Source organism: Stenotrophomonas sp. BIO128-Bstrain (genome assembly GCF_030128875.1).
GTDB classification, from domain to species: Bacteria; Pseudomonadota; Gammaproteobacteria; order Xanthomonadales; family Xanthomonadaceae; genus Stenotrophomonas; species Stenotrophomonas bentonitica_A.
Map to the genome: position 1 here is coordinate 1,700,110 of NZ_CP124620.1, position 14,161 is coordinate 1,714,270.

The 14,161-nt window shown below is 68.2% G+C and carries 13 protein-coding genes; 8 read left to right on the top strand and 5 right to left on the bottom strand.

Annotation, left to right across the window (positions count from 1 at the left end):
* Positions 1-61: 61 nt before the first annotated feature.
* On the bottom strand, positions 62-394 hold the full coding sequence (clpS, locus tag POS15_RS07530) for an ATP-dependent Clp protease adapter ClpS (RefSeq protein ID WP_019184760.1): 333 nt from the start codon (positions 392-394) through the stop codon (positions 62-64).
* A gap of 94 nt (positions 395-488) precedes the next feature.
* Between clpS and POS15_RS07535 the strand changes: the two genes are divergently transcribed.
* The 6 genes from POS15_RS07535 to POS15_RS07560 all read left to right on the top strand — a co-directional run bounded on the left by POS15_RS07535 (position 489) and on the right by POS15_RS07560 (position 4,892).
* Positions 489-953: a hypothetical protein gene (locus POS15_RS07535; protein WP_284129327.1), complete on the top strand. Its 465-nt coding sequence runs from the start codon at positions 489-491 to the stop codon at positions 951-953.
* Position 954: 1 nt separating this feature from the next.
* The gene (locus tag POS15_RS07540) at positions 955-1,416 is read left to right on the top strand and encodes an NUDIX hydrolase (RefSeq protein WP_046272451.1); all 462 of its coding nucleotides are present in this window, start codon (positions 955-957) and stop codon (positions 1,414-1,416) included.
* Positions 1,413-2,552, top strand: a complete 1,140-nt coding sequence (mnmA, locus tag POS15_RS07545; protein WP_284129328.1) for a tRNA 2-thiouridine(34) synthase MnmA — start codon at positions 1,413-1,415, stop codon at positions 2,550-2,552. The genes POS15_RS07540 and mnmA overlap by 4 nt, the downstream gene beginning before the upstream one ends.
* Complete coding sequence (hflD, locus tag POS15_RS07550) at positions 2,549-3,163, top strand: high frequency lysogenization protein HflD (protein WP_019184764.1); 615 nt, start codon at positions 2,549-2,551, stop codon at positions 3,161-3,163. Before mnmA ends, hflD begins: the two co-directional genes overlap by 4 nt.
* A 134-nt stretch (positions 3,164-3,297) precedes the next feature.
* Positions 3,298-4,488 carry a methyl-accepting chemotaxis protein gene (locus POS15_RS07555; protein ID WP_284129330.1) on the top strand — a complete coding sequence of 397 codons (1,191 nt, stop codon included), beginning with the start codon at positions 3,298-3,300 and terminating at the stop codon, positions 4,486-4,488.
* A gap of 98 nt (positions 4,489-4,586) precedes the next feature.
* Entirely contained in the window at positions 4,587-4,892 is a 306-nt protein-coding gene (locus POS15_RS07560) for a hypothetical protein (protein ID WP_046272453.1), read from the top strand.
* 333 nt (positions 4,893-5,225) lie between these two features.
* Here the strand turns inward: POS15_RS07560 and POS15_RS07565 are convergent, their stop codons facing one another.
* Positions 5,226-8,009, bottom strand: coding sequence for a bifunctional diguanylate cyclase/phosphodiesterase (locus POS15_RS07565; RefSeq protein WP_284129331.1), 2,784 nt, complete (start codon positions 8,007-8,009; stop codon positions 5,226-5,228).
* A gap of 150 nt (positions 8,010-8,159) precedes the next feature.
* Here POS15_RS07565 and POS15_RS07570 point away from each other — a divergent pair, with 150 nt between their 5' ends.
* Both POS15_RS07570 and POS15_RS07575 read left to right on the top strand, forming a co-directional pair.
* Positions 8,160-10,265 (top strand): PAS domain S-box protein, encoded by a 2,106-nt coding sequence (locus tag POS15_RS07570; RefSeq protein ID WP_046272454.1) that lies wholly within the window; start codon positions 8,160-8,162, stop codon positions 10,263-10,265.
* A gap of 4 nt (positions 10,266-10,269) precedes the next feature.
* Positions 10,270-12,027: an EAL domain-containing protein gene (locus POS15_RS07575; protein ID WP_019184769.1), complete on the top strand. Its 1,758-nt coding sequence runs from the start codon at positions 10,270-10,272 to the stop codon at positions 12,025-12,027.
* A gap of 168 nt (positions 12,028-12,195) precedes the next feature.
* On the opposite strand, the gene POS15_RS07580 is transcribed toward POS15_RS07575, so the two are convergent.
* From POS15_RS07580 to flgM, 3 genes are all read right to left on the bottom strand, one after another.
* The gene (locus POS15_RS07580; protein WP_026070036.1) at positions 12,196-13,419 is read right to left on the bottom strand and encodes an ATP-binding protein; all 1,224 of its coding nucleotides are present in this window, start codon (positions 13,417-13,419) and stop codon (positions 12,196-12,198) included.
* Positions 13,420-13,503: 84 nt separating this feature from the next.
* Positions 13,504-13,836: a hypothetical protein gene (locus POS15_RS07585; RefSeq protein WP_026070037.1), complete on the bottom strand. Its 333-nt coding sequence runs from the start codon at positions 13,834-13,836 to the stop codon at positions 13,504-13,506.
* A 2-nt stretch (positions 13,837-13,838) separates the two neighbouring features.
* Positions 13,839-14,141 carry a flagellar biosynthesis anti-sigma factor FlgM gene (flgM, locus tag POS15_RS07590; protein ID WP_019184772.1) on the bottom strand — a complete coding sequence of 101 codons (303 nt, stop codon included), beginning with the start codon at positions 14,139-14,141 and terminating at the stop codon, positions 13,839-13,841.
* Positions 14,142-14,161 lie beyond the last annotated feature (20 nt).

The following is a 14,161-nucleotide window of genomic DNA, read 5'->3' on the forward strand; positions in this document are numbered from 1 at the left end:
CTGTCGCCATGGCTGGAACAGTGCGGATCGCTGGCGCGCCTATGGCGGGGCCAAGGGCGGCTCAGCCGCTGGCCTTCTCCATCGTGCACAGCAGCGGGTGCTGGTTCATGCGCGAGAATTCATTGACCTGGGCGACCTTGGATTCGGCGACCTCGCGGGTGAACACCCCGCACACGCCGCGGCCGCGGGTATGCACGTGGAGCATCACCTGGGTGGCCTGGTCCAGGTCCATCGAGAAGAAGTGCTGCAGGACCGTCACCACGAAATCCATCGGGGTGTAGTCGTCGTTCAACAGCATCACCTGGTACAGCGGCGGCGGCGCGACCTCGGGACGTGCAGGCTCAAGCAGCACGCCGTGGTCGTGATGAGTTTCGTGGGAAGTCTCGCGGGGCATCCCCCCATTATAGGGCCCCGCCCGGCCGGATTGGACGTTGCCCCCTGCGGCCTTCACAATCTGCACTCTCCAACCAGATGTTCACAGGGATTTCATGAAAAGGATTGCTGCCGCACTGCTGCTGGCCGTCACTGCCACCGGCGCCCATGCGGCCGACGCGGACAAGGCCGTCGGGCGAGCGCTGGACACGCTCAAGTACACCTACGAGGTGGACGAGGACGGCGATTACAAGATGGTGTTCGACATGGATGACGGCCGCAGCCAGCTGGCCTTCGTGCGCTCCACCGTCGAGGAGTTCGGCAAGCACAGGATCCGTGAGATCTGGTCGCCGGCCTACAATTCGCCGGGCAAGCAGTTCCCCGCTGCGGTCGCCAACCGCCTGCTCGAAGACTCGCAGGATGCCAAGATGGGCGCCTGGGTGAAGCAGGACCAGCTGGCGATGTTCGTGGTGAAGGTCGATGCCAACGCCACCCCCGAAGCGCTCAGCGACGCGATCGATGCGGCCGTGCGTACGGCCGATGCCATGGAGCTCGAGCTGACCGAGCAGGACGAATACTGAGGTGAATGCCGTGCAGGAACCGCGCTGGACGCCCCATGTCACCGTCGCCACCGTGGTGGTGCGTGACGGGCGTCTGTTGCTGGTCGAGGAGGCGATCGACGGCCGCCAGGTGCTGAACCAGCCCGCTGGCCACCTGGAGCCCGACGAGAGCCTGGCCGCCGCCGCGTGCCGGGAAACGCTGGAAGAGACCGGCTGGACGGTGCGCCTGAGCGCCTTCATCGGCACCTACCAGTGGACCGCCCCGGACGGCACGCCGTTCCTGCGCTTTGCCTATGCGGCCGAGCCGGTCTCGCACGATCCCGCCCGTCCGCTGGACACCGGGATCCTGCGGGCCGTGTGGCTGACCCCGGCCGAACTGAAGGCCGACCCCGGCCGCCTGCGCAGCCCGCTGGTCTGGCAGGTGGTGGCCGACTATCTGGCTGGCCAGCGCCACCCGCTCTCCATCGTCAAGGAGGCCGCATGAGCCCCCCACGGATCATGGTCGGTGTCTCCGGCGGCGTGGATTCCTCGGTCGCGGCCTGGCGGCTGGTCCAGCAGGGCGAGCCGGTGGCGGGACTGTTCATGCAGAACTGGGCCGATGACGGCAGTGGCGACTGCCGTGCCGAAGATGACCGCCGCGATGCGGTGGCGGTCTGCGGCCTGCTCGGCATCCCGTTCCACTTCCGCGATTTTTCCAGCGAGTACTGGCAGGGCGTGTTCGAGCATTTCCTGGCCGAGTACGCGGCCGGCCGCACGCCCAACCCGGACGTGCTGTGCAACCGCGAAGTGAAGTTCAAGCATTTCCTCGACGCCGCGCGCGAGCTCGGCGCCGAACGCATCGCAACCGGCCATTACGCGCGGATCGCCCAGGTGGGCGGCCGCTGGGCGCTGCTGCGCGGCGCCGACCGCAGCAAGGACCAGAGCTACTTCCTGCACCAGCTGGGCCAGGAACAGCTGGCCGCCACCCTGTTCCCGATCGGCGACCTGCAGAAGAACGACCTGCGCCGGATCGCACGGGATGCACGCCTGCCGACCCACGCCAAGAAGGATTCGACCGGGATCTGCTTCATCGGCGAACGCGACTTCCGCGAGTTCCTCGGCCGCTACCTGCCGGCCAGGACGGGCGAGATCCGCGATCCCGATGGCGCCCTGATCGCCGAACATCCTGGCGTGTTCTATTTCACGCTCGGCCAGCGCGAGGGCCTGAACATCGGTGGCGTGCGTGGCCGGCCGGCGGCCCCGTGGTACGTCGTCGGCAAGGACGTGGCCAGCAACGTGCTGTACGTGGACCAGGACCGCGAGAGCCCGTGGCTGCAGTCCACCCGCCTGCATTCGGAGGCCGCCCACTGGATCGGCGGCGCCCCGCCCGCGCGCCGCTTCGAGTGCACCGCCCAGACCCGTTACCGCCAGCCCGACGAGCCGTGCACCGTCACCGTGCGCGACGATGGCACCGTGGACGTGCGCTTCGCGCGCCCGCAGCGTGCCGTCACCCCGGGCCAATCGCTGGTGTTGTATGACGATGAGGTCTGCCTTGGTGGCGCCGTCATCGCCGCCACCGATGCGCCGCTGGAACAACGCCTTCGTGCCACCCCTTCTCCTTTCGAGGTATCTGCTGCATGAGTTTTTCCGTCGACGACCGCGTACTCGCTCTGGCCGGCATCGCCCAGGCCCTGCAGCAGGTGCGCCGCATCGCCGAAACCGGCCACTCCGAAGCCGCCGTGGTCCGCACCGCGGTGGAGAGCGTGTTCCGCATCGATGCGGCCAGCCCGCAGGACATCTACGGCAGCGCCAGCAATGTCGCCCCCGGCCTGCGCCTGCTGCACAACTACCTCAGCAGCCAGGGCCAGGACGAGCAGTTGCCGCGCCTGGCGCTGTCGGTGCTGCAGCTTGAGCGCCGCTTCGTGCGCGAGGACGCGATCGTGGCCAAGGTCAGCACCGGGATCGAGCGCGCCCGCGCCCAGGCCGGCGAGCTGGGCGACAGCGCCCACCCGGACGTGCTCGCCGCGCTGGGTGGCCTGTACGCGGACACCATCAGCAACCTCAAGCCGCGGGTGATGGTCCAGGGCAACCCGCACTACCTCGGCCAGGCGGGCGTGGTCGCCGAGATCCGTGCGCTGCTGCTGGCCGCAGTCCGTTCGGCGGTGCTGTGGCGCCAGACCGGTGGCCAGTACTGGGACTTCCTGTTCTCGCGCAAGACGATGCTGGAAGCGGTCGCGCGCCAGCTGCGCTGAGCTCGGCAGCCACCCATCGGGTGGCTCCACCCGGGGGGCCGGAACGCGCGGTTTTTGATCGAATGTGTTGTGCAGGACTAAAGCAAACGGGGGTACGGCCGATACAGCATCCGTGCACCTCCCCGAGAACGTCCATGTACTCACGCCTCTTCATCCGCCTGGCCGCCCCCCTGGTCCTGACCCTTCTGCTTCCCTTTGCCATCGGCTTCGAGTGGCCCGCCGCCCTGCGCTGGGCGATCCTGAGCACGATGACGCTCAGCTGGCTCGGGTTTGCCTGGTGGAGCGTCCGCGCCCAGACCCAGCGTTCGCCTGAACAGGCCCGCATCATGCGCGAGCAGGACCAGTTGCTGACCGAGCTGCGCTCGTTCGTCGGCAACGAAATCGACGGCTCGCGTGGCGAAGTCGAACGTGCCCGCGACCTGATCCGTCATGCGGTCGGTGGCCTGGGCAGCAGCTTCGATGCGATGAACCGCAAGTCGCGCCAGCAGAGCCAGGCCCTGGCCCGCATCGTCGACCGCGCCGGCGAAGAAGGCGGTGCCGGCGTCGACGTGGCCCGTTTCGCCCAGCACGCCAGCCAGCGGATGGAGCAGCTGGTCGAGGCGCTGGAACAGGTCAGCGGCCAGAGCAGCAACACCGTGCAGCACATCGATCAGATGGCCCAGCACCTGGATGGCATCTTCGCGCTGCTGGAGGACGTCAAGTCGATCGCCGACCAGACCAACCTGCTGGCCCTGAACGCGGCCATCGAAGCCGCACGTGCCGGTGAAGCCGGCCGTGGCTTTGCGGTGGTCGCCGACGAAGTCCGTAACCTGTCCGAGCGCTCGACCACCTTCAACGAGCAGATCCGCAAGCTGGCGCACAGCTCCAAGGACGCCATCGCCAAGGTGCGCGAGACGGTCTCGCACATGGCCTCCCGCGATATGGACCGTTCCCGCGAAGCGCGCCACGAGGCGGCGCAGATGCTGGAGAACGTGGCCCAGATCAATGCCTCGCTCGGTGACGGCATGCGCGAGATCTCCGAATGCGGTCGCGCCATCGACAGCAGCGTCGCTGAAGCCGTGCGCGCCCTGCAGTTCGAAGACATCGCCACCCAGGCCCTGGGCGGCGTGCACACCCACCTGGACCGCCTGACGGCGATCAACCGCGAGGCCGTCGCCCTGCAGGAGCTGCTGCATCGCAGTGGCGGCGTGTTCGACGAGGAGGTCGTGACCGCCCTGCAGCGCACCGGCAGCCGCCTGCGTGACATGCGCACCGAGTGGGAGCGCCCGCCGCACAAGGCGGTCGCCCAGCAGAGCATGGCCGCAGGCGCGGTCGAGCTGTTCTGATCCAGATGTCCCGTGCCGACCCCGGCACAGCCAACGGCCCCGGTTTCCCCGGGGCCGTTGCGCTTGCACGACCCGCCTTGGCTGCAGATGATTACCCGATGTTGAACGCGTCCGTGTTGTCCGTTGCATCCGTTGTCCCCGCCGAGCTGGAGCCGGCGGTGCAGCGCACTGAGACTGTCACCGCCGTTGCGGCGCCTGCCGCTGCGGCAGCGCCGGTTGCCCCGCTGCAGGGCCGCGCTCTGATCGCACGGCTGGAGCAGCTGGCCCAGCAGGAACTCGCGCAGCTGGCCAAGCGCCCCGCGCCGGGCATCGTCGCCCTGCCCTCCGCCGTCGACCCCGCCCTGGCCGGGCTGGCCTGGGACCTGGGCCTGAGCGGCGATGACCTGGATGCGGCTGCGCGCTGACGCTGCCTGCCCGGCATCAACCGCCGTGAACGCCAACGCAGCTACCCGTCATCGCACGTCCGCAAGCGGCCGTCACGGCGCTACCCGTTGAGGCGAGCGCAGCACTCGCCGCAGGACTGACGCCCAGGGCGGTTCGACAGCTTCATCGTATTTCCATCTGCGTGCCCGCTGATATCGCCGGGCGATGGCCTGTGCCGGACCGAGGGGGGAACCCGGCCGGAGGGCTGTGCGCAGTCACATGCAACGCAAGCGCCGATGTCGCGCACGACCCGTATGACGGGACGGCAACCCAGGGCTGTGCAGAGCCCACGGAGGGGCGCTGCAGGACCTTACTCAAACGCTCTGCGTCACCGCGGCATAGCTCTCGCGCGGCAGCGTCTGCGTGCCCAGCTTCAACCACTGCGCCAGATCGCGCGGCGCCAGCGGGCGCGAGTACAGGTAGCCCTGGATCTCATCGCAGCCCTGGCGGCGCAGCATCGCCTCCTCCTGCTCGGTCTCCACGCCTTCGGCGACGACCTTCATGCCCAGCGCGTGGCCAAGGTGCACGATCGCCTGCGTCACTTCGGCCGTGCCGGCGTCATGCAGCATGCCCTGGACGAAACTGCGGTCGATCTTCAGGCGCCCCACCGGGAAGCGGTTGAGGTAGTGCAGGTTCGAGAAGCCGGTACCGAAGTCGTCGACCGCCAGCGGCACGCCGTGGCGTTCGAGCACCTCGAAGCAGTGCCGCAGCACGTCGGTGTCACGGATCAGGGCGGACTCGGTCAGCTCCAGCTCCAGGCGCTGCGGCGGCCAGCCGTGGGCATGGCAGATGTCGATCACGCGTTCGGCGAACCCGCGGTCGCGCAGCTGTACGGCCGACACGTTGACCGCCACGCGGTCGAACTGCAGGCCGGCGGCGTCCCACGCGGCGGCCTGGCGGCAGGCCTCGGCCAGCACCCAGTCACCGATCCGCACGATCTCGCCGCACTTCTCGGCAATTGGAATGAACTCGGCCGGGCTGCAGTAGCCGATGCCGGGCCGATGCCAGCGCAGCAAGGCCTCGATGGCTGGCGGCTGGTCGTTCTCGGCATGCAGCAGCGGCTGGTAGGCCAGGGTGAATTCTTCGCGCTCGATCGCGCCGAGCAGTGCGTGCTCGATCTCCAGCTTGCGCTGGATCTTGGCCAGGGCGTCCTGGCTGTAATACTGGTAGGTGTTACGCCCGGCTTCCTTGGCCGCGTACATGGCGGCATCGGCGGCGCGCAGCAGCGATTCGAAATCCTGGCGGCTCTCATCGAGCATCGCGATGCCGACGCTGGCACCGACTTTCAGCGTGCTCTCGCCGCGGTGCAGCGGCTCGGCCAGCGAGGCGATCAGTTTGCGCGCGACATGGCCGGCATCTTCCGGTGCGGCCAGGTCGCGCAGCACGACGATGAACTCGTCGCCGCTGAAGCGGCCGAACAGGTCGTTGTTTCGCAGGCTCTGGTGCAGGCGCGAGGCGGCCGCCTTGAGCAGCGCATCGCCAGTGGCGTGGCCGAAGGTGTCGTTGATGGTCTTGAAGCCGTCCAGGTCGATGAACAGCATCGCCAGCGGGCTGCCGCGATCGCGCGCCACCTCGATGGCATCGGCGGTCTGCTCGCGCAGCAGCATCCGGTTGGGCAGGCCGGTGAGCAGGTCGTAATGGGCCAGCAGTTCGATGCGCTCGTTGGCTTCGCGCTCACGGGTGATGTCACGGAACAGCACCACGAACCGCGTCGGCAGGCCGTCGCGGCGGTCCAGCTCGATCAGCACCTGGACCCAGATGCGCAGTCCGGACTGCCGGTAGAAGCACAGGTCCAGCTGCTCGGGCAGGCCCCCCTCGGCGATCCGCACCAGCGCCGCCTCGAACGCATCGCGCGAATCCTGGGTGTACAGGCTCAGGGCCTGGTCAAGGCTGATCGGCTCCTTGCGCAGCCCGTGGATGCGGTAGCACTCCTCGGTCCACTGCATGTGGCGGGTGCCCACCTCGATCTCGCAGCCGCCGATACGACCCAGGGCCGAGACGCGGTTGAGCAGCTCGGTACGCCAGCGGATCAGCGCATCGGTCTGGTGTTGTTCGGTAATGTTCTGGACCTGGCCCAGCAGGCGCTGGATGCGACCGTCCGGCCCGATCAGCGGCTGCATCCACACGCGCAGGTGCAGCGCGCCGTTGTCGCGGATCAGCTCCAGCTCCAGCGTGGTGGCCGCACCGTCGCGCCACATCCGGCGCCAGGCATGGCGCAACCGGCCCCGCGACTGCGATTCGAGCTGACGCAGCCAATGGCGGCGACCGTGCGGCGGTGTTTCGCCGGTGCCCAGCAGCACGCGGAACTCGGGCGACCACCAGAACCGGCGCGCCTCCGGATCCCAGGACCAGCTGCCCATGCTGGCGATGCGCTGGGCTTCGCGCAGCTGCACCTGCTGCTCGCGCAGCTGGACTTCCATCTGCTTCTGGGCCTGGATGTCGGTATGGGTGCCGACCATGCGCAGCGGCTGGCCATCGGCCGTGCGGGTGACTACCCGGCCCCGATCCAGCACCCAGCGCCACTCACCATCGGGGTGCCGGGCGCGGAACTGGGCCGTATAGGCCTCGCTCTCGCCGCGCAGGTGCGCATCCATCGCCAGCCGCACCGCCGGCTGGTCGTCCGGGTGGACGTTCTCCAGCAGCGCGCCCACGCCCTCGGCATGGCTGTGGGAGTCCTCGATGGGCTGACCATCCCAACGCCGCGAGCGGCGCACGCTGTCGCTGGGCAGATCCCAGTCCCACAGCCCGTGCCCGGCATGATCCAGGGCGACCTCCCAACGGCTGCCGGCATAGGCGGCGACCGGCTCGGGCACGCTCAGGGTGAAGGCCAGCAGATGCCCATCCGGATCGTGCACGGCGCGCATCCAGCCATCGAAGCGGCCACCGGGCCCACCGGGCAGCTGGCAGGGCACCAGCCCGCCGTCCGCGGCGAGCAGGCGCAGGTCTTCCAGTACCTCGCCGTACGCGGCGACGGTTGCCGGCAGGCCGTGCTCGCGCGCGGCCGGGTTGGCGGCGATCGGACGACCGGCACGGTCGAGGATCACCAGCGCCGAGGCCAGTGGGTGCTGCAGCAGACTCGCGATAATGCCTTGGTCCACGCCCTGTAACTCCGAAAACGCACCCGACAACCGGGGAACGCAATCGTTAACGGCGGAGATTGCGGATTATTGAGTTCCCTGGCGACCTGCATCCTCACCCCGGGCAGGTAAGATGACCCTCGCCTTGTCCGACTGGCCCCGCCCTGCCCCATGCCGACCCACCTGCCAGGCCCTTCCGCACCCGCTGCCGACACGCCCCTGGCCCGCGATCTGCGCCGCGACCGCTGGCGCGTGGTCGTGGCCTACCTGGTGCTGGCCCTGGTGTGGATCCTGTGCAGCGATGCGGCGGTCAAGGTGGTGGCCGGCGACCTGCAGACCGCGGCGCAGTGGCAGACCATCAAGGGCACGTTCTTCGTGGTCGCCAGTGCGGCGCTGATCTATCTGCTGCTGCGGCCGCTGGCCCAGCACGTGCTGCACACCCATGCGCGACTGGAGAGTTCGGAAACCCGTCATCGGCAGATGTTCGAAGGCAATCCCGGCCCCATCCTGGTGTATGACCTGGAATCGCTGGCGATCCTGGACGTCAATCCGGCGGCGGCGGGCTTCTTCGGCTACAGCCGGGAAACCTTCACCGCGATGCCGATCACGGCGCTGTGGCCGCCCGGTCATGAGGCCCTGCTCGAAGCCAAGCTGGACCACATCCGCGCCAACCCCGAGCAGCTGTGCGTGATCACCGCCGATCTGCGCCTGAGTGATGGCAGCACCCGGCGCATGGAGATGCGCAGCAATTTCATCGATTACGGCGGCCGCCGTGCGCGACTGCTGATCGCGATCGACCGTACCCGCGAAGACCAGGCCCTGCTGCGCCGCGACCAGGCATTGGCCCGCGTGGAGGAAGCGCACGAGATGGCGCGCATCGGCGCGTGGGAGATCGACCCGGCCACCGGGCTGGGCCGCTACGCCAACCAGGTCTACCGCCTGCTGGGGCGGCGTGCGCCGGAGGCCCGGCGCTGGCACCGTTTCGAGGAACTGCTGGTGCCCGCCGATCCGGCCACCGCCGCGCTCAGCGAACAGCTGTTGCAGGAAATGAGCTCGGGCGAACCGGTGCAGATCGATGTGCTGCTGCCGCTGCTGGCGATGGACGGGCGCGCCTTGATGGTGCACCTGCGCGCCGAGAGCGGCCAGGACGATGCCGGGCGCCCGCGGGTGCTGGGCACCCTGCAGGACGTCACCGAGCGCGAGCAGTCGCGGCGCCTGTTGCGTGAGCGCGAAGAGCAGTTCCGCGAGCTGGTGCGGGTGCTGCCCGATGGCGTGGTGATCCTGTCCGAAGAACACGTGCTGTACGCCAATGCCTGCGCCGCTACCCAGTTCGGGTATGGCCACAACACCCTGCTCGGCGAGCCGCTGGCCGCGCTGGTGACCGCCGACGATCTGCCCCGTGTACGCGCCCAGCTGTTCGCCCAGCTGCCGCTGCACCATGGCGGGGCCGGCGAGGTGATCGGCATGCGCCGCTTCAACGGCCAAGCGTTCCAGGCCGGCCTGGCGGTCGGCGATGTGCGATATGGCGGCCGCAACTGCAAATTGTTGATCGTGCGCGACCTCAGTGAGCCCGAGCGCATCCGCGAGGCGCTGGAAACCAGCAACCGCGAGCTGCAGGCCATGGCCGGCCGGCTGTTCTCGCTGCAGGAAGACGAGCGCCGCGCCATCTCGCGCGATCTGCACGACGATATCGGCCAGGCGATCACCGCGATGAAACTGTCCGCGTATGCGGCCCAGGATGAGCAGGACGCCGCCCGCCGCGACGAGGACCTGGCCCAGATCATCCAGCTGGCTGATGCGACCGTGGGCAAGCTGCGCGACATCTCGACCCTGCTGCGCCCGCCGCAGCTGGATGCGCTCGGGCTGGAAGCGGCGCTGCGCTGGCAGGCCGGCGTGCTGTTCCGCTCGGCGGCGATCGAGCTGCTGCCCGATATCCAGTCCCTGCCCCGGCGCCCGGCCGGGGATATCGAACAGGCCTGCTTCCGCATCGCCCAGGAAAGCCTGACCAACGTGCTGCGCCATGCGCGTGCGAGCCAGGTGAACCTGCATCTGAGGGATGTGGACGACCACGGCCTGCACCTGCAGGTCCGCGACGACGGCGAGGGCTTCGACCCGGATGGCCCGCGCGGGCTGGGCCTGATCGTGATGCGCGAGCGCGCGCAGAGCGTGGGTGGCACATTACGCATTGAATCGGCGCATGGCGCCGGTACCCTGATCGACCTTTACCTGCCGTACCGCGCCACCGGCGCGACGGCTCACGACGCACTGGAACACTGAGCTCATGTGGAACCCTTCCCTGCCCCTGGTCAGCATCGAGGACGCCCCGGCCCGCCTGGGCGCGGGCAATCCCGAACTGCAGGCGATGGTGACCGAGGCCGCGTCCGGCGGCACGCCGCTGATGCTGATGCACGTGGACATCGACCACTTCGCCTCGGTCAACGAGAACATGAGCGCCGAAGTCGGCGACCAGGCCCTGGTGCTGGTCGCCCAGCGCCTGCAGCACCACCTGCGTGGCCGCGGCAAGCTGTGGCGCCACGGCAGCGATGAATTCCTGCTGGCCGTGCCGCGCACCGCCGACATGCCACTGCCCGAAGACCTGGCCGAGGAAATCCGCCAGCAACTCGAGCTGCCGCTGTCGGTGCTGCCCTACACCCTGTTCATGACCGGCAAGCTGGGCGTGAGCCTGTGCCCGGAACACGCCACCGGTGTCTCGCGCCTGCTCGACCACGCCGAAGATGCGCTGTACCAGGCCGCCCGCGAAGGCGGCAACGCCGTGCGCATCCACGCCGTGGATACCCCCTCCAGCGCGCACAGCGAGAGCATCATCGCGCGCCAGATTGTCGATGCGATCCCCAACGGCGAGCTCAAGCTGCGTTACCAGCCGCTGGTCAGCGCCCGCGACGGCCACGTGGTGGGGATGGAGGCACTGCTGCGCTGGCAGTCGCCCACCCTGGGGATGCTGGTGCCCGAGCGCTTCATGCGTACCGCCGAGCGGCTGGGCATCATCGTGCAGATCGGCACCTGGGTGCTGGAAGGCGCACTCAAACAGGCCAGGCTGTGGCGCGACCAGGGGTTTGATGACTTCACCATCGCGGTGAACGTCTCCACCCTGCAGCTGCTGCGCCCGAACTTCTTCGCCGAGGTGATGTCACTGATGCAGGCGGCCGGCGTTCCGGCGCAGATGCTGACGCTGGAGATCAACGAAAGCGCGCTGACCAACAACGTCAACTTCGTCCACGAGACCCTGGTCAACCTGCGCAACGAAGGGATCAGCCTGAGCCTGGACAACTTCGGCACCGGCGATTCCAGCCTCAGCGCGCTGGTCCGCTATCCGGTGGACAAGCTCAAGATCGACCGAAGCTTCATCAAGAGCGCGCCGGCCGGCAATCGCGAGGCTGCCATCGCGCGCGCGATCATCGCCATGGGCCACCAGCTGGGCATGACGGTGATCGCCAACGGCGTCGAGTCGCAGGCACAGCTGGGCTTCCTGCGCCGCAACGACTGCGATGTGTTCCAGGGGTATCTGTTCGGCGAGCCGATGTCGGCCGACGCGGCCGGAATGACCCTGCGCCGCCGTTACCTGCGCCCGGAGGCCTTCGCCGAGACACGCCCGGACCGCACGCTGCTGCTGCTCGACGACGAAGAGAACGTGCTGCGCTCGCTGGTGCGCCTGTTCCGCCGCGACGGCTACCGCATCCTGGCCGCCGGCAACGTGCGCGATGCGTTCGATCTGCTGGCCATCAACGATGTGCAGGTGATCCTCTCCGACCAGCGCATGAGCGACATGAGCGGCACCGAGTTCCTGGGCCGGGTGAAGATGCTCTACCCCGACACGATCCGGCTGGTGTTGTCCGGCTACACGGACCTCAATACGGTGACCGACGCGATCAACCGCGGTGCGATCTACCGGTTCCTGACCAAGCCATGGAACGATGATGAGCTGCGCAAGCACATCCACCAGGCCTTCCGCACGCACGAGGAACAGCGCCGGGCGAACACGGCACCGGCGCCAGCGCTGCCAGCGGTTGACGCGGATTGACGCGGATTGAGGCGGATTGACGCGGCAGCCGACCAACGGTCGGCTCTACGTTGCACGCGCCAGATATCCAGGTAGAGCCGACCGTTGGTCGGCTGCTCTTGCTCAACCGAACGCGATGCCTGAAAGCCCCCGCAATGCCGGCCAGCGACCGGCACGACCATTGCCGGCTCAGCGCGGCTGCTTGATCGGCAGCACCACGCGGAACTTCGAGCCCACGCCAGGGGTGCTCTCCAGATCGATGCGGCCGTGGTGCTTGTTGATGATGCTGTAGGAGATCGACAGGCCCAGCCCCGTACCGCTGCCAACCGGCTTGGTGGTGAAGAACGGATCGAAGATGCGCTGGCGCAGGTCCGGTGAGATGCCGCCGCCGGTATCTTCGAATTCCACCCACACCGTGTCGCCGTCCACACCGGTGCGCACGTGGATCGTGCCGCGGTCGGCGATGGCGTGGCCAGCGTTGAGCAGCAGGTTCATGTAGACCTGGTTCAACTCCGAAGGCAGGCACTCCACCAGCGGCAACTGGCCGAACTCGCGGTGCAGGGCGACCTTGTACTTGAGCTCGTTCCAGATGATGTTGATCGTGGATTCCAGGCCCGCATGCAGGTCCACCAGCTTCCACGATTCATCGCGGCCGGAATACGAGAAGTCCTTCAGGTCACGCACGATCCGGGTCACCCGTTCGATGCCCTCGCGTGATTCGGCCATCAGCTGCGGCAGATCGCGGCTGATGAAGTCGATGTCGAAGCGTTGACGGATGTCGTCGATTTCCGGGATCAGTGCTTTCGGGTCCGGCGCACGCAACGCGCGCTCGTAGGCTTCGATCACGGTGAACAGGCTGCGCAGGTATTCCTGCAGGCTGCCCAGGTTGGAATGCACGTAACCGATCGGGTTGTTGATCTCGTGCGCCACGCCGGCAGCGAGCTGGCCGATGGAGGCCATTTTTTCCGACTGCAGCAGCTTTTCCTGGGTGCCGTTCAGGCGCAGGTAGGCCTGGCGCAGTTCGGCATGGCGCTGCTGCAGTTCGCGCTCGTAGTCTTCCTGGCCCTCGATACGCCGGAACAGCGCCAGGTAGTGCCGCTGGCCAGCGTCGTCGTGATGGTAGACATGGGCAATGACCATGCGCTCGCCGACCGGCAGGCTGCCGTTCCAGTGGCCGTTGAGGCGCGCGTGTTCCAGGGCATCCGGTGGCAGCAGCTGGCGCAGCCATTGCGCCGGCGTCTGCTCGGCATCGCGTTCGGCCTGGCCGAGGATCTCGCTGACCGCGGCATTGGCCAGGGCCACGCTGCCATCCTCGCGGAACAGCAGCACGCCCTCCTTGATCCGCTCGAACAGGGCAAGCAGGACCGGATGCGGAGGCAACGGGGCGGTGACAAGGGTGGAAGTTACGGTCACGGTCACATCGAGGCGGCTGGAAACAGGCGCTCAATATACGCGGTGACGTTCACATCGGCAGCCCGGGGCTGCCAGACAGGGAGATCAGGCGACCGCGAGGGGCCGCCGGGTGTGCAGGATGTGCGACTGGCCCTTGGCGTCATACGCCGAGGATTCTTCACTGCGGCCGAGCTGGCGCAGCGCCCAGTTCACTTCGCGGCGGCGGCGCGACAGCAGCACCCCGTTGGCGTGGTTGCGCTCGGCCAGTTCCTGCACGCGTTCGGCCTGGCCGACCGGCAGCGCGGCCTCGAGCGCCCGAAGCGCTTCCAGTTTGGCGCCGGTCGCACGGATCAGCGCGTGCACGTCATGCTCGACCAAGGCCTGGCGTTCGACGTCCAGGGCATCGCTGAGGCGCTGCAGCGGCTCGCTCATCGCCAGCTTCATCCCTGCAGCTGCTGGTCCAGCTCAAGCATGCGCGAAGCGATCGCGTCAGGATTGATCTTGTAGCTGCCGTTCTGCAGGGCTTCGCGCACCGCCTGCACCCGCCCGGCATCGATCGCCGGCGCCGAGGACAGTTCACGCTGCAGGGTCTGCAGGCTGGTCGCTTCGCCGGTCAGGCGCAGGCTGTCAGCGGCTTCCACCGGGCGGGCCGGGGCATCGGTGCTGACGCTCGGCTTGTTGCCCGGAGCGACGCTGCGCAGATGGGCGGTGGCCGGGAGGTTGCCGTCGATTTTCTGGCTCATGGAGTTGTCCTGGGAATGCG